Raw genomic sequence first — 15,974 nt, forward strand, 5'->3', positions numbered from 1 at the left:
ACTTACTCGGCTTCTGTAAGAACAGGTCCACCTGCCAGACGTTTGTAGAATTCTTGGCCTTCTCTTTCTAAGAACTCTTCGTAAGTTCCTTTGAAGTCTCGGATACCTTCTGTGGTAACTTCCAGAACTCGGGTCGCAATTGAACTTACGAATTCCCTATCGTGAGAAACGAATAAGATAGTTCCTTCAAACTTAGTTAACGCATAGTTCAAGGATTCGATGGATTCCAAATCCAAGTGGTTTGTAGGTTCGTCCAAGGCCAGAAGATTGTCCTGAGCCATGATCATCTTTCCTAAAATGATCCTGGATTTTTCTCCTCCGGAAAGTACCTGGGTTGGTTTTTTAGCCATGTCACCGCTAAAAAGCATTCTTCCTAAAATAGCTCTGATCTCTTCCATCTCTGTGCCGGGAGGAGCATATCTATATAACCATTCTATGATGGAATCGGCGTCTTCACCGATCCCTTCTCTATGATCTTGAGGAAATACAGAAGCCTCCACGGAATCTCCGAAGGCAACCGTTCCTGAATCAGGTTCGATCTGTTTCATCAGAGTTTTTAAGAGAGTTGTCTTTCCTACACCGTTCGTTCCGATGATGGCGATCTTCTCCCCTTTGGTGATATTGATCGTAAAATCTTTAAAGATAACTCTGTCTTCGTAAGCCTTGGAAATATTATCCGCAAGAATTACGTCCTTACCAAGAACTCTTTTCATTTTGAAAATTATATACGGGAAAAGCCTGGAAGAAGGTCTGATCTCCGCCATATTATCTTTGATCTTCTCGATCATCTTTTGGCGGGAAGTTGCCTGCTTAGATTTTGCAGCGTTCGCACTGAATCTACTAACGAACTCCTGCAGATCCGCGATCTTCTCTTTTGCTCGTTTATTATCAGACTGAGCTCTTTCTCTTGCTGCCTGAGAAGCTTCCATATACTCGTCGTAGTTTCCTGGATAAACGGTCATGGTCTGATAGTCCAAGTCGCAGATATGAGAAGCAACAGAGTTGATGAAATAACGGTCGTGGGAAATGACTATGACCACTCCCTTATAATTTAATAAGAAGGATTCCAACCAGTGAATCGTCTTGATATCCAAGTGGTTGGTAGGCTCATCCAAAAGTAGAACATCCGGTTTTTGGAATAGTACTTGAGCGAGTAATACTCTGAGTTTAAAACCGCCTGTTAAAAATGAAAGTGTCTGGCCATGGATGTTTGTAGGAATTCCTAAACCTTCTAATAATTCTCCGGCTACACTTTCCGCTTCGTATCCGCCCATTTCTCCGAAAGCTTCCTCTAATTCGGAAACTCGGATACCGTCCTCGTCGGACATTTCAGGCTTGGAATAAATTTCGTCTCTTTCTTTGGCGATTGCCCAAAGTTCTTTATTCCCCATCATCACAGTATTCAATACTGTTTCGTTTTCGTATTCGTAATGGTCCTGCTTTAAGTAACCGACTTTTACGCCTGCGTCAATTGCAACGGAACCTGCAGCTGCTTGTTCCATTCCGGCAAGGATTTTCATAAAAGTGGATTTACCGGAACCGTTGGCTCCGATCAGACCGTATCTGCAGCTTTCCTTAAACTTAACAGTAACGTTTTCAAAAAGAATTTTCTTTCCGAAATTCAGAGACAAACCCGAAACGCTGATCATACAACCTACCTAAACACCGAAGGGATCTTATTAAAAGAGGGGATAGGACCATAGTTTATAAGGTGCTAGAATTCGCCAAGCGAATCCTAGGCTTGGTCTATTCGCTCAATTTACGTAATTCTTCAATTCCAGGTAAATTAGATAAGTCAGGAACGATTACAATTTCTATCCTTCGATTTGCGGTTCTATTCTCCACGCTTGTATTCGGGACAGAAGGACGAGAAGATCCCATAGAAGCTGCACTGATCCTTTCTTCAGGCATTCCGGATTTCACCATTGTATGTAATACTGTCAAAGCTCTTGCAGATGCAAGTTCCCAGTTGGAATATCCTTTGATACCTGTAGGCACATCGTCCGTATGACCTTCTACTTGGAATCTTCTTCCATGAAGAGAAGATAGAATTCCTGTGACTTCTTTGATTGCATCCGTTCCTTTGGATGATAAACTCGCGGAACCTGGAGGGAATAATATATCGGAAGAAAGTATTACCACCATTCTTCCATCTACGATCCTGATCTTAAGTTTTCCTGAATCGATCATTCCTTTAAAACTTTCTAATAGGCTTCTGTAGTCGGCGATCCTTCTTTCCGTTTCTTCCTGGATCCTTTTCATATCTTCTACCGATCTTTGGAGAGAAGACTTATCTTTTTCTAAATTAGAAAGGTCCTTCGCTTTCTGATCGTACATCGCCTGTAAGGCATCATACTTGGATTGGGAAACACAGTTGGACAGAATGAAAATCGAGACAATAGCTAAGGTGAAAATACCCAGATTCGTTTTCATGATTCCTCCGAGTTTTGTCTTTGAACAAGGGCGCATAATTAATTTATCGTTTTTTTCCGGCTTTTCCCGAGGGATTCTCACCTATTTTCCGAATTATTTTCGAAAAAATCTGGCGAGAATGTACGATCCGAGTTAGTCTGTTAGTTAATCATGCGATCTTTTCTATTAGAACTTCCCACATTCGGATTCTTTCCCTTTATTTTGTTTTTATTCTTAATTATCCAAACTGGTCTGTATTCCCAAACTTCTACTACAAATCCACCAGCTAACTCGAAAGAGTCCATAGCGGGAGGACCTCCTACATTCAAGAAGTTAGTAGAAGAAGTTAAGGTCTCTCTAAAAGATAGAGGATATATCGTAGATCGAAAATCCCATTTCACAGGTTCCGTATTTAAAGGGAGCACAGTATCATTCAAACTTCAATTCCCGGAAGGTAAAGACAGAAAGATCGTCCGCAAGTTAGGCGTCGGGCTTGCTCATGAAAATCCGGAACAGTCCGTTATGGTACATATCTTTCAATCTGACAGCGAAGATAGAAAGTTATCCCCATTATTCACAGGATTTGTGGAACCTTCCTTCGTGTATGAATGGGAAGCAAGATTCGGAGAGAATCATTTCTTAGTAGAGATCAGATTAGATGAATCAGAGTCTAACGTTGCAAACTTTGAACTACTATTCGGTAGCCAATTATACACTCCTGCAGCGGCATTCGGGCGGGAAGAAAAAGACCAGAACCTAAACCAACCCGGCTCTCCAGGCAAAAAACAACCGGGAGCGGAAGGAAGGCTTCCTGGTACGAGTGAGTTGAACAACTACTTCGAAGTTTTTAAAAAAGAGTTTTGATCCTTAGAACTTCATTACAATCAGGTAAGACTAGCATTCTTGCAAGTTTAACTTAAATAGCCTTTCCCAATAAGTTAATGAATTGCGGAATTCTGGCGTTTGTTATATCTTCGCTAATATAGTGAAATTTCTATCCTAAAGGATAGATCTTCCGGCGATTTCGGGATCTTCGATCTTCAGACAAAAAAATAAATTCGCCGGATGAATCCTCCTAAAAGAGGTCGGATCGGTGAAAAAGAAGGACGGTAGCCCTGTCTACCCCACAAACGGAGTTTTCAGAAATTCTCGAGAGAGAATTTTAGAAGGCGCTGCGATAGCTTTTGCTCGCAAAGGTTTCCATGGAACTTCTCTCAGAGAGATCAGTAGAGAATGCGGGTTGGAGCAGCCTAGCATTTACCATCACTTTCATTCCAAAGAAAACCTTTTCAGAAAAGCGTTGGTCGCCACTCATCTAATGATATTGAACGATATCCGAAGCAGATTGGTAAAAGATAAAGGTTTAAGAGAAGAAGTTGTCTCAGTATTCAGAGCAATTTCAGATATCGCGAGACAGTTCCCTGATAGAGCCAAACTTCCGTTCAGCTTGGTATATTCTGCACCCGAAAATCTGGTCCAAGAATACACGAATCATTATGGGGCACAGTACCGAAAGTTATTGGATGCGGCTGTGGATCGTAATCCCCCGGCCAAAAATGCAGAACTAAAGCTTTCCCTTCTTGTGGATCTATTGCATAGTTTGATACTTTCTATCTCCTCAGTACGATTTTTTGAGGATAGGGTCCGCGGTTTGGAAGAAAGGATCGATCATATCCTTCTTACTTAAGCCCGAAAGCTAGGTTTAGGACTCTTTTTTTTCTCGTAAGCCTCGGTCGGTTCGGTTTTCTGGTCCCCATGAGCGCACCTGAAATCGTACCAATCGGCCAACTCCCTCCATTAGGAGTGGTCCCTAAAAAAATGCATGCACAGGTCATTAGACCGGAGCGTTTTGGAGACCCGATCAAGTCTATCCAACCCGAAGAGATCGACGTTCCAGAAATTAAGCCTGACGAAGTGCTGGTTGCAGTTATGGCGGCCGGAATTAATTATAATAACGTATGGGCTGGTCTTGGATTTCCAGTCGATGTGATCGGCGCGAGAAACAAAAAAGGTGAACCTGAAAAGTTTCATATCGGCGGATCAGACGCATCCGGTATCGTATATAAAGTAGGTTCCGAAGTTAAGAACGTAAAAGTAGGAGACGAAGTAGTCCTACACTGCGGTATCTGGGACAAAAACGATCCTTGGGTCAAAGAAGGAAAAGATCCTATGTTTGCACCTTCCCAATTGATTTGGGCATATGAAACTAACTGGGGATCTTTCGCACAGTTCTGTAAAGTCCAGGACCACCAATGTCTTCCTAAACCAAAACATCTTTCTTGGGAAGAAGCAGCCGCTTACATGCTCGTTGGAGCAACCGCATACAGAATGCTTCACCACTGGAAACCGAATGATGTAAAACCGGGAGACGTAGTTCTTATCTGGGGAGGAGCAGGCGGATTAGGAGCTATGGCGATCCAAATCGTAAAAGCTGCCGGTGGAATTCCGATCGCAGTAGTTTCTTCCGATGATAAGATCGACTTCTGTAAAAAACTTGGCGCTGCCGGAGTGATCAACAGAAACAACTTCAAACATTGGGGCGCTCTTACTTCGGATATCAATAAGCCTGAAGTATTTATAGAATGGACCAAACAAGCCAGAGAATTCGGAAAAGCAATCTGGGACATCGCAGGAAAAGGAAACAATCCTAAGATCGTATTCGAACATCCGGGTGAGACCACTATCCCTACTTCGGTATTCGTTTGTGAAACCGGAGGAATGGTAGTGATCTGCGCTGGAACCACTGGTTATAACGCAACTGTAGATTTAAGATACCTTTGGATGCGCCAAAAACGTCTCCAAGGTTCCCACTTTGCGAACGACGAGAACTCAATCGGTCTGAACCAATTAGTGATCGATAAAAAAGTGGATCCAGTTCTTTCTCAAACCTTCCAGTTCCACGAAACTGCGCAAGCTCACCAATTGATGAAAGAAAACAAACACCCTGCAGGAAACATGAGTATCCTTGTAGGCGCCGATAAACTAGGACTAGGCAGAAGTTAAGCTGACGCAGAAGGGCTCCTGATCCCGGGAGCCCTTCTGTCCTCCGAACTATATTATAAAAGTATAATCAAATGAAAGCGGTCCAACTTTCCTCTTTCGGAAAAGAAAATCTCTCCTTAATCGATCTACCAGACCCAGGCAAGCCAGGCCCTGGAGAAGTTTTAGTACGTTTTAGAGCGGCTTCCTTAAATTTCAGGGATTATCTCGTAGTCCAAGGAAAGTACAATCCGAATTTTCCAGTTCCAATGATTCCTTGCAGCGATGGTTCAGGGGAAATTATAGAGGTAGGAGAGAATGTTTCAGGCATCAAAGCAGGAGACAAGATCAACGCCACCTTTGCTCCATATTGGTTGTCAGGACACGCAAATAAAAAAGAACTCAGAACCACACTCGGCGGTCCTTTAAACGGGACCCTAAGACAATATGCAGTTCTTCCTGCGACAGGTGTGGTCCCGATGCCTTCTCATCTTAGCTTTGAAGAAGCAGCCACACTTCCTTGTGCGGGACTTACCGCTTGGTCCTCCTTTTTTGTGGAGAACCAACTCAAAAAAGGAGAATCCGTCGTTATCCAAGGAACAGGCGGAGTCTCCTTATTCGCATTACAATTTGCTAAAGCTATTGGAGCCACAGTTTATCTCACCTCTTCTTCGGATGAAAAACTGGAAAGAGGAAAATCCTTAGGCGCGGATCATCTAATCAATTATAGAAACATTATCTCTTGGGGAGAAAAGATCAGAGAGCTAACAGGAGGAGAAGGCGCGGACCATATCGTAGAAGTGGGAGGAGCCGGAACCTTAGAACAATCCATTAAGGCAGTAAAACTATTCGGCACAATCCATTTGATCGGGATTTTAGCAGGTGCCATCAAGGATTTGAATCTTCTACCTTTAGTCATGAACCAAATCAAGGTCCAAGGGATAGTGGTGGGTCATAGAGAAGGTTTCCTTTCTATGAACAAAAAGATAGAAGAATGGAAACTCAAACCTGTAGTAGATAAGGTCTACGAACTTTCCGAATTCAAAGAAGCATTAGAATATCTAAAAGACGGAAAACATTTCGGAAAGATCGTAGTCAGAATTCCTTAATCGAACTTTCCGATTTCATACTCCGAACAAAAAGATGAGGAACTTTTAAGCCACCGATCCTACAGCTTCCCTCTTTTGTGTTTTCGCAGAAGAATATAGATAATCTTTTTCCTTATAGGCCATAAATCTTCCAAAGCCGCTTTCTTTACCGATCTCAGGAAGAACGGTCCCATTCTCGACTGCAATCTTTCCATTGATAAGAACTGCACGGATCGCCTCTTCGTTTCTGCGAACTAAACGGACCATTCCACCGAATTCAGGCATTGAGGTTTCTTGGATAGTTTCCACTTTTTCGTTTAATCCGTTTGGATTTAGTAAGACTATATCCGCTTGTGCTCCCACTTTCAATTTGCCTGTATCCAAACCGAACCAGTCCGCGATCTCTCCGGTAACTCTCCATACCGCTTTTTCGGCAGTGAGGAAAGGTTTTCCTTCCAGTTCCGCGTCTCTGACTAATTTCAAAAAACGTAATGGAAAATTATAATGTGCCATTCCTCTTAAGTGAGCGCCCGCATCCGAGAATCCGATCAATACGTCCGGATGACTTACTATATATTTTAAAGGACCCTTACGATCGTTCCCGATCACGGTATACCAGCGGATATCGTTCCCATATTCCGCACATAGATCTAAAAATGTTTCGACCACATGTTGTTTTCTTTCTTTAGCTAATTCGGAGAAGGATCTGCCAACTAACTTTTGATCGGGGCATTCTACAATCTTGGATTCATTGAAATCTCGATGGAATACCCTAGGTAAAAACCAATTTGTCCATTGTCTTCGGAACCATTTTCTATATCCTTTATCGAGTAGAAGTTTCCTTCTTTCCGCAAGGTCCGCTAAATGTATAGCCGCGGTTCCAGCACCGAATTCTTCGAAAACGACTACGTCCACTCCATCCGCGTAAAGATCGAATACCGCAGGGACAGCCTGTAATCGAACATCTCCTTTTAAGATCGTATTTACGATCCGAGTCAGAAATGCCACAAGCTTATAGATAGTACGATTGGATCTTGGATCCATAAGAGAAATGATCGTGGTCTTCAGCTTTTTTCTAAAAATCCCAAGACTTTCCTTAAAGAACAACAACACATTATATTTTGTAGAAACGTTCGGCACTCCTTGGAAGATCCTATCTTCTCTTCGAACGATCTTATTCAATCTGCTGATCTCGGACCATTTCGCAAATGTAGAAGGAAGAGGTTTACTTCTAAAACGACTACCATCCATCTTGTCCCAAGTAAGAGTATTGATAGAAAGTCCTAAGTATCCGCAATCGATCGCTTCTTGCAGAAGTTTTTCCATTTGGATCATCTCTTGTTCTGTAGGTTTTACTCCGTAAGAAAGAGATCTCTCTAATCCCATGGAATAAGCTCTGATGGCAGAATGTCCTAAGAATGTAGAAACATTCGGCCCCAAAGGAAGTGAATTCAAATGATCCGCATATTCTTTCATCGAATTCCAAGTTTTCTTTTTTTGTAATAGTGGAAGCACCTGTTCTCTCGGGATTGCCTCTACCCTGCTGAACATATCAGCAAGATCTTCAGGTGATCCGATACAAAGACTAAGAGAACAACTTCCCATTGTGATCGTAGTCACTCCGTGCATCACGGATTCTTTCAGTCCCGGAGAAGCTTCTATCTCTGCATCATAGTGCGTATGAAAATCTATAAATCCTGGAGTGACCCAAAGTCCTTTTGCATCGTAGATCTTTTTTGCATCGCCTGAAATTGATTTAGAGATCTCTACAATCTTTCCATCAAGAACTGCTACATCTCCGATAAAGGATCCGTTCCCTTCTCCATCGAATATTCTTCCTTTTTTAATAAGAACATCGTATTTCATAATGATCCCTCTTCTCTATTCTATCTCTTAGAGTTTCGCTACGAAAGTGTATAATAATCCACAGTCAATCTTTTTCAAATTTTTTGAATATAGATGAACGATTGTTTACAAAAAGAAAAAATGTTTTGATACTGCGATGAATCGAAGAAGGGTTTTTAGTTGTAGTGAATATGCGAACCTTCGCCTATTCACCCGCATGGACCCAACACTAAAATAGAACAAGCTCCAATCTCAATCCAGATCATCTTCTGACTGACCCGTCCACTCCGCTTTCTCTCGGAAAGAAATTTCCAAACCAGAGGACCTTCTATCCCAAATGCGTTAGTCAGGCTTGAAAATTCGGATTTTTCAGCTTGGGACCTTCTGCCCTAAATCCATCCCTAAGGGAATATCTATTAAAAACCGACTGTTATAAAAAGAAATTAGTTCTATATCAAACGTTATTTTATCAGTACTTTTTTCGAACGTTTTATCTTGACAGTTATGAGTCTTGATTTAATCTTCAAAAGCTCGGTTTTGTACTGAGTGATACAGATAAAAAAGCGAACAAGTTAAACTAAGCGAATCTCAATCTGAGACCATACAGACAGCAAGAGAATAGTGAAGAGGTAAACTCAAATGCGTAAATTAGGACTAGCGGTATTGCTCCTATTTTTGTGTAGCGGCACGTTGTTCGCTTCAGGGGGAGGATCTTCCTCCAAACCATTAGCCGGATCATATCCGATCGTTCTTTCCCATGGACTTTTCGGTTGGGGAAAGGATTCTTCCGGAATTATTAGTATCGTGAACTATTGGGGAGGAATGGACACTTACCTTCAATCCCAAGGTGCGACTACTTATGCTCCTACTAAAACTGCAGCTCAATCCAATGAGACTCGCGGTGTTCAGTTAAAAGACAAAGTCCTTGTATACATGGCCGCAAACGGCTTTAGCAAAGTGCATATCATTGGGCACTCTCAAGGTGGATTGGATAGCCGTTGGGCGATTTCCAACTTAGGACTTTCTTCCAAAGTTTCCACTTTGACCACGTTGAATACTCCTCACAGAGGATCCCCAATTGCAGACATCGTAAGCACAGTTCTTCCTGATTGGATCAAACCTTTCGTGAGCGCTGTATTAGGTGTAGTAGTTCAATTGGTGTATGGCAGCGGAAACCAAGACGCTCTTGGAGCCTTAGGTTCTTTAACTACCAGCGGAACTGCGGCTTTCAATACTCGCACTCCCGATGCTTCTTCCGTTAAGTATTTCTCTTACGGATCTTACATCACTCTTCCTGACCTGATCCAACACCCTTTAATGGGGATCATCCAACCTGCATGTGTTGCCGGCGGATTGTTCAACGGACAAGGCGGAACTTGCGACGGATTAGTTCCTTACACTTCTTTGAAATGGGGAACCTTCAAAGGTGGACCTGATTACGGACTTCTAGTAACTGGTGTGGACCACTTACAAGCTTCCAACACTTTGAATTCCGGAAAACCTTGGTATGACGTGGAAGGTTACTTCCTAAAAATGGCTTCCAACGCGAAATCGAATCAGTAATTTCGAACGTTGAGTCTGAAAAAAGCCGGGTTTAATCTCCCGGCTTTTTTTATGCCCGAACCTAAGGGCAGAATACTGATTTTGTAGTTGGTATTTTTCTAATATTCTTCATTCTTTCCGCTTATGAGTTTTTCCCCAAAATTTGCGATCTTGGGTTCCGGAAGTATCGGAACATACATCGGAGCATACTTGGTAAAAGCAGGGTATCCTGTAGTATTTATAGGTAGAGAAAGATTAAAACAAGAGATCCAATTATTCGGTTTAGGGATCAGCGACTATAAGGGAAATTCTTTCACCCTCGCCCCAAGCCAGGTCCGCTATGTTACCGACATAAAAGAAGCCAAAGACTCTAACGTATTTTTGATCACGGTCAAAAGTAAGGATACGGTAGAAGTAGGAAAATCCATTCGTTCACTTTTTTCACCTGAAGAATTATCCAAAATTATAGTAGTCAGTTTTCAAAATGGAGTTCGAAACTCAAAAGAGTTAGCTTCCGTATTACCGGAGTTAAACGATAGGAATTTACCTGGCATGGTCCCGTTCAATGTGGTGGCGAAAGGAAAAGGCCAATTCCATCAGGGAACCAGCGGAGAACTTGTAGTCAGGTCGAATGAATTCGGGAACAAGATCCATTCTTGTCTGAGAAGAGCAGGTCTACCTTCTATCGTACATAAAAACATGGAAGGTATTCTTTGGGGAAAACTTCTTTTCAATTTGAATAATAGTTTAAACGCACTCGCAGGTATTCCTCTCAGAGAAGAATTGTCCCAAAGAACTTACAGAAAAATTTTAGCTTCTATGATCTTAGAAGGTTTAGAAATACTTAAACTTTCCGGGATACAACCTGCAAGTGCAGGCAAAATGATCCCTTGGCTTGCGCCTATCATTTTAGGTTTGCCGGACTTCTTGTTTTTTAGAGTGGCTTCTTCCATGGTCAAAATTGATCCGGAGGCAAGATCTTCAATGTGGGAAGACCTTCATCACGGAAGAAAAACCGAGATTCCTTATTTGAATGGAGAAATTATAAGTTTAGCGGATGAGATCGGTCATAAGGCGCCGATCAATCGTAAGATCGCATCTTTGATCTCAGAAGCGGAAAGCGGTTCCGGCAAATCTAAATACGATGCGGAAACGCTTTCTAATCTTTTGGGAATTGTTTAGGTTTCTTTGTCGGAAGGTCCGGAAGCAGTTGTATCTTCCGGTTTTCCTTTTCCGAAAACAAATCTTCTGATTGCGTAGAATAATCCTATCGCAGCCGGGATCAGTAATTTTGCTCCTTTCAGCAAGAATCCGCCGATCACTGCAAATAATCCCGCCTTTTTCAGAAGTCCTCCTGCGATCAAACCTCCGATCCCGTAAGCAGCTAAGCTGTCTATTTTAGAATCGTAATCTGCATAACGATTTCCTTCGGAGAATTCAACACTCTTTAGAATTCTGCCTACATCTCCTTCTACTCTTTTTAAAACGGAAATGTCTCCGAGTACATTGAGCAGAAGATAACCGCTTCTTCCTAAAACTCGAATATTATAATTGAGAGTATTCGTTTCTGTTCCTTCGAATTTATATTCTTTTGCCCAATGCAATTTTTTAGCGGCAGAATCATAATAAGGAGCGGAAGCCCAGCCAACTAATTCCAATCCGGAGTATCCGTCTTTTTTTCTTTGCTCACTTTCTTCTTTTGCGGATTCTTGCAGCTCGGATAATAATTCGTCGTATTTGATCTCTTTGGAATCTTCATCGTCTACATGACCTTCTTCCACATAGTCAATAGTGATCGCATAAGACCCCAGATCCAATGGAGTCTCGCTTGCAATGAATAAAATCCCTAATCCAGGTTCGCTTGTGGGAGGATTTCCCCAAACATCTTCCAATACTGTCTTACTATCTTTTGGATTTAGATATTTATAACCTTTCGGGACTTGGATATTCGCGATCAGTTTTCCGTCTTTATTGGAAAGAGGAACTAGGTTAGTTTCATATTTTAAGGATTTGATCCATTTAGTTAAATCCTCATCTGTTTCAAATTTTTGAGCGGAAACAGGAAGGCTCCATAATATGGCCGTAAAAAAGAAAAGGGCCAAGTATCGACGAATCATATATATTCTCCCGGATTGAATCGAGTAACAAATACTATGCCGATCCAAAAGGAATTCGGACAACAAATAATGTTTAAATTGGAAAAAATATATTGAAAAGAACGAACGTTACACAATGAACCTTAAGGTGTTTTGGCTGCGAACAATCCCACATCTTTTCTAACGTGTTTTAGTTCCCATTCCTGCAGGCTGATACCTTCTTCATGTGCTCTTCTGGCTCTATACGAATTTAATAAACGATAGGTGATCGGATAACCGAGTAGAGCCAAAGGGATCCCGAAAGCAAATCCACCTACGAACATAGGAAGTCCCATCTTATCGAATAAGAAAATTGTCCAATGATATAATCCGCTGATCAGATCCATAGACTCAGATTCTTTAGAGATAGATAATAACGTATCAAAACTGATCTGTTGGAAAGGGATCCCGAGTAAAAGTAAAACCTGTTTGCCTATCCAATAGAATAGAGAATAAAAAAACGGAAGAGTGACCGGATTTGTGATCCAGATCATAGCGATCGCGATAGGTAGATAAAAACGGATACGGAATAATCGAAGTATCAACCAGGTTCCTAGTCCCAAATACATCTGCACTCCTACTAAAGGAGTCATGGACCATAGTAAACCGATAGTGGTGCCTAAACAAACTTCGTGAATAGGTGCATAAGATTCTTGGAAAGGTAAGATGATTTGTTTATGGATGATACGCCAGATCGTTCTGAGAAAATTCATTGGGTCCTGTTTTATTTAGAACTGGAAAGTTTGGAATATTGTTCCCAAGATTTTGAGTATTTCTCCATTGCTGGAAATAATTCGAAGGCTTTTTTTGCCGACTCGCTTGCTGCCTTAGGATTTTTTTCGAAATCGTTTTGTAACTTTGCCAGAAGATAATAGGTTTCCGCTTTGATAATTAGATCTCTGTATTCGGTCCCTAATCCTTTTTTTAAGGATTGGACAGAAGCAACCTTGTCTCGATCCAGTAAATGTACAAAACCAAGTCCATAATAGGCAGAACCTTCCGGTTTTACTTGGATGGATTTATTGTACCAGTCCATTGCTTCTTCTCTTTCATCTTGAGAAAGAGATAAATTTCCGAGATCGGTAAGTAACATAGAACTGTATTCTTGGTCTTTGGTTGCCTGTGCGATCACTAAGGCTTGTTTGTATCTTGTTTCTGCCTTTTCATAATTCTGCTTATGTTTTTCGATCTGCGCAAGACCTCTAAGGCAATCGATAGAGTTTTTATTTTCCTTTAAACAAAGTTTATATTCCTTCTCTGCAGAAGGATCTTCTTTGCGTAAATAATGGATCCATCCTCTCAAATAATGGACCTGGTCCATTTTTCCCGTAATAAGTGCCTTATCTTTAGCCTTCTGAACGGATTCCGTTAAATGACCGGAGTCCAATAAATCTCTGATCTCTAGAATGGATGGCTCATCCTTCTCCCCTGAACAAGAGGAATAAGAAGCCAATACGAGTGTAACGCTAGCTAAAATAGAATAGTTTCTAAAAAAATGAAAACGGTCCATGTCTATGATTCGTATCGGTCTTTTTCATGCTCTTCCGGAGGATCGACATGGCAACATGAATTTCCGGTTTTTAAGTCTATTTGCCAAAATACTTCTTTTTTCCGAAAAACGCCTGATTGGACGTATAATTTTTCGATTTTTTTCCTCTAATAATCTTTGAAGTTCCCCGAATTTAGGCTTTGGGAAGTTTCTTTCGTATTTACGGAATCCAAGCAAAAAGTAGAAGGTCAAACGTTCTATAGTCAATATTGGAAATTATTATTTTCCAATATTCTCTCGAATACTCTTGTTAGTCGGAGAAAGATTGACGAGAAAATATAATCCGATGGAGGATGGTTCAACCTTCCTGCTCAATGCACACTGCAAAGTACTTATTCTTCTTATTAGGCCCCATCGGCTTCCTCATTTTCCTTTTGTCTCTCACCCCCTGGCATAAGGAGGAAAATTTACGCGCTTACAAAGGTGTAATAGATCTCAGAGGCATCCAAAGTGCAAGTTCCGGCCCGGTAGATCTATCCGGAGAATGGGAATTTTTCTGGAGCCAAGAGCCTGGAAAAATTTTAGAATCCTTTCACGGGAACATGACTGTTCCAGGTTCTTGGAATAGAGAAACAGAATTACATCCATCTTATGAAAGATTAGGTTATGCAACCTATAGACTTAAAGTCCTTTTACCGGATGTTTGGGTGGGGAAGGTACTTACTCTAGGTTTAGGCACCGTTTGGAGTTCCTATAGATTGTACTTGGACGGAGAGTTCCAAGGAGAATCAGGAGGCCCGTCTACTTCTACTCAGTCTAGCGTTGCAAGAGTGCAGCCCAGATCTTTTTCTTTTGTTCCCAGCTCCAGTCAGATAGAAATTTCCATTTTTGTTACGAATAATTTCGCAAGACAAGGCGGGATCAGCTCTCCTATTAAGTTAGGTCCTTCCGAAGTGATGTTGTCCACAAGGACAAGGACAATCTTCACGGATATTTTTGCATTCTCCAGTTTAGTGATCATGGGGCTTTATCATATCTCCCTGTATCTATATTTAAGATCCAGCAAGGCTCCTTTGTATTTCGGATTTATGAGTATGGCGATCGGCATTAGGACTCTTGTCACGAATACAAGACTTCTAATGGAATTTTTCCCTTCTATCAACCAGAACGGGATACAGATGATAGAACAGATTTCCATGATGTGCGCTACCGGATTATATCTGCTATTCTTCTATGAAACATTTACAGTTTATGCATCTAAACTATACATAAGAATTTCTTTAGCGATCATCTCTCTGTTCATCCTAATGACCTTATTCGGCTCTTTGGAATTCAATAGCAGCAAGGTTGCCTATTTCCATTTATTTATAGGTATCACGATCGGTTATGTGATCTATGTGATCTTTGGAATAGACTTTGATAAAGAAAATAACTCTTCTTATATCTTATACGGTTCGGGTATACTATTCTTAGGAGTAGCTATAGATCTATTCTACACTTATATCCTAAAAGTTTCGTCCCACCAGGTTTCTCATATTGCACTCGTACTTTTCGTATTCTTGCAGTCTTTGGTGATCGCTTCGGATCGTTCTTCCAAATATAAAGAAGCGAAACTTCTTACGGAAGATCTACAAACTATGAACTTAGAACTTTTCGAAATGAAAGAAAAGTTGGTCCAAAAGGTGGAAGATAGGACTAGAACTCTAAACGATACCCTCCAGCAGATCAATAGAGAATTAGAGATCGCTCAGAACGTACAAAGAAAAATACTCACTCCTCCCGAAAGAGAGATCAAAGGAATTCGTTTCGACTACGTTTACAAACCTTTGGAAAAAGTGGGCGGTGACTTTTTAGATATTTCGGAGATCAATCCCGGCCAAGTTAGAGTGCTTTTAGCGGACGCAGTAGGACATGGGGTCCAGGCAAGCTTAATGACCATGGCCTTAAAAACCGAATACGAAGAATTGAAAAAACTGGCCTGCCCTACTCTTGTATTAAAAGAATTGAATGGAAGATTTTTAAGAAAATTCGATACCTTAGAAAGTATTTTCCCTTGTTTTGTGGCAGATATCTATTTAGAAAAAAAGGAAGTTCTATATGCTTCTGCGGGACATCCCGATCAGGTCTTGCTTTCTCCTGACGGTAATTTCGAATTACTCCATAAAACAGGTCCTATACTAGGATTATTCGATGATCTAGAGATCGAATTCTCCACCTATAAGTTCCCTACAGGAAGCCGTTTATTACTTTTCTCTGATGGACTCATCGAGAACAGAAGAAAGGAAAATAGATGGAGCACTGTGGAAACAATTGCATCCAGAGCCTCCACACTTTCCAGCGTCAGCCTCCAAAAACTATTGGAAGAATTAGTAGTAATGGAAGAAAGATCCAGAGGAGACGAACAAAGATACGATGATATCACTATCATCGCGATCGAATCCAGAGAAACTCCCGAATATCCTGCATAAAAAAGCCCCCGAGATC

Annotated in this window: 13 protein-coding genes; 7 read left to right on the forward strand and 6 right to left on the reverse strand. The window is 41.3% G+C overall.

Annotated elements, in window-relative coordinates:
* Positions 1 to 2: 2 nt before the first annotated feature.
* Together EHR06_RS13925 and EHR06_RS13930 are read right to left on the reverse strand one after the other, a co-directional pair.
* Positions 3 to 1,649: an ATP-binding cassette domain-containing protein gene (locus EHR06_RS13925; protein WP_135757560.1), complete on the reverse strand. Its 1,647-nt coding sequence runs from the start codon at positions 1,647 to 1,649 to the stop codon at positions 3 to 5.
* A 97-nt stretch (positions 1,650 to 1,746) separates the two neighbouring features.
* Positions 1,747 to 2,433 carry an OmpA/MotB family protein gene (locus EHR06_RS13930; RefSeq protein WP_208757799.1) on the reverse strand — a complete coding sequence of 229 codons (687 nt, stop codon included), beginning with the start codon at positions 2,431 to 2,433 and terminating at the stop codon, positions 1,747 to 1,749.
* A gap of 150 nt (positions 2,434 to 2,583) precedes the next feature.
* Between EHR06_RS13930 and EHR06_RS13935 the strand changes: the two genes are divergently transcribed.
* From EHR06_RS13935 to EHR06_RS13950, 4 genes are all read left to right on the forward strand, one after another.
* The gene (locus EHR06_RS13935; RefSeq protein ID WP_135757562.1) at positions 2,584 to 3,276 is read left to right on the forward strand and encodes a hypothetical protein; all 693 of its coding nucleotides are present in this window, start codon (positions 2,584 to 2,586) and stop codon (positions 3,274 to 3,276) included.
* 229 nt (positions 3,277 to 3,505) lie between these two features.
* Positions 3,506 to 4,099, forward strand: coding sequence for a TetR/AcrR family transcriptional regulator (locus EHR06_RS13940; RefSeq protein WP_135757563.1), 594 nt, complete (start codon positions 3,506 to 3,508; stop codon positions 4,097 to 4,099).
* Positions 4,100 to 4,167: 68 nt separating this feature from the next.
* Entirely contained in the window at positions 4,168 to 5,415 is a 1,248-nt protein-coding gene (gene ccrA / locus EHR06_RS13945; RefSeq protein ID WP_135757564.1) for a crotonyl-CoA carboxylase/reductase, read from the forward strand.
* Positions 5,416 to 5,486: 71 nt separating this feature from the next.
* Positions 5,487 to 6,500 carry a zinc-dependent alcohol dehydrogenase family protein gene (locus tag EHR06_RS13950; RefSeq protein WP_135757565.1) on the forward strand — a complete coding sequence of 338 codons (1,014 nt, stop codon included), beginning with the start codon at positions 5,487 to 5,489 and terminating at the stop codon, positions 6,498 to 6,500.
* Positions 6,501 to 6,545: 45 nt separating this feature from the next.
* Here EHR06_RS13950 and EHR06_RS13955 read toward each other — a convergent pair whose 3' ends face one another.
* Complete coding sequence (locus tag EHR06_RS13955) at positions 6,546 to 8,345, reverse strand: N-acyl-D-amino-acid deacylase family protein (protein WP_135757566.1); 1,800 nt, start codon at positions 8,343 to 8,345, stop codon at positions 6,546 to 6,548.
* 618 nt (positions 8,346 to 8,963) lie between these two features.
* Here EHR06_RS13955 and EHR06_RS13960 point away from each other — a divergent pair.
* Positions 8,964 to 9,887 (forward strand): esterase/lipase family protein, encoded by a 924-nt coding sequence (locus tag EHR06_RS13960; protein WP_135757567.1) that lies wholly within the window; start codon positions 8,964 to 8,966, stop codon positions 9,885 to 9,887.
* A gap of 123 nt (positions 9,888 to 10,010) precedes the next feature.
* A complete protein-coding gene (locus EHR06_RS13965) occupies positions 10,011 to 11,048 on the forward strand; it encodes a 2-dehydropantoate 2-reductase (protein WP_135757568.1) in 1,038 nt (345 codons plus the stop codon).
* On the opposite strand, the gene EHR06_RS13970 is transcribed toward EHR06_RS13965, so the two are convergent.
* The 3 genes from EHR06_RS13970 to EHR06_RS13980 all read right to left on the reverse strand — a co-directional run bounded on the left by EHR06_RS13970 (position 11,045) and on the right by EHR06_RS13980 (position 13,511).
* Positions 11,045 to 11,983: a DUF2167 domain-containing protein gene (locus EHR06_RS13970; RefSeq protein ID WP_135757569.1), complete on the reverse strand. Its 939-nt coding sequence runs from the start codon at positions 11,981 to 11,983 to the stop codon at positions 11,045 to 11,047. The genes EHR06_RS13965 and EHR06_RS13970 overlap by 4 nt on opposite strands.
* A 122-nt stretch (positions 11,984 to 12,105) precedes the next feature.
* Positions 12,106 to 12,714 (reverse strand): DUF2062 domain-containing protein, encoded by a 609-nt coding sequence (locus EHR06_RS13975; RefSeq protein WP_135757570.1) that lies wholly within the window; start codon positions 12,712 to 12,714, stop codon positions 12,106 to 12,108.
* Between the two features lie 11 nt (positions 12,715 to 12,725).
* Positions 12,726 to 13,511, reverse strand: coding sequence for a tetratricopeptide repeat protein (locus tag EHR06_RS13980; protein WP_135757571.1), 786 nt, complete (start codon positions 13,509 to 13,511; stop codon positions 12,726 to 12,728).
* Between the two features lie 353 nt (positions 13,512 to 13,864).
* Between EHR06_RS13980 and EHR06_RS13985 the strand changes: the two genes are divergently transcribed.
* Positions 13,865 to 15,958 (forward strand): PP2C family protein-serine/threonine phosphatase, encoded by a 2,094-nt coding sequence (locus tag EHR06_RS13985; RefSeq protein ID WP_135758057.1) that lies wholly within the window; start codon positions 13,865 to 13,867, stop codon positions 15,956 to 15,958.
* Positions 15,959 to 15,974: the final 16 nt, after the last annotated feature.

The organism is Leptospira dzoumogneensis (genome assembly GCF_004770895.1).
Taxonomy (GTDB): domain Bacteria; phylum Spirochaetota; class Leptospiria; order Leptospirales; family Leptospiraceae; genus Leptospira_B; species Leptospira_B dzoumogneensis.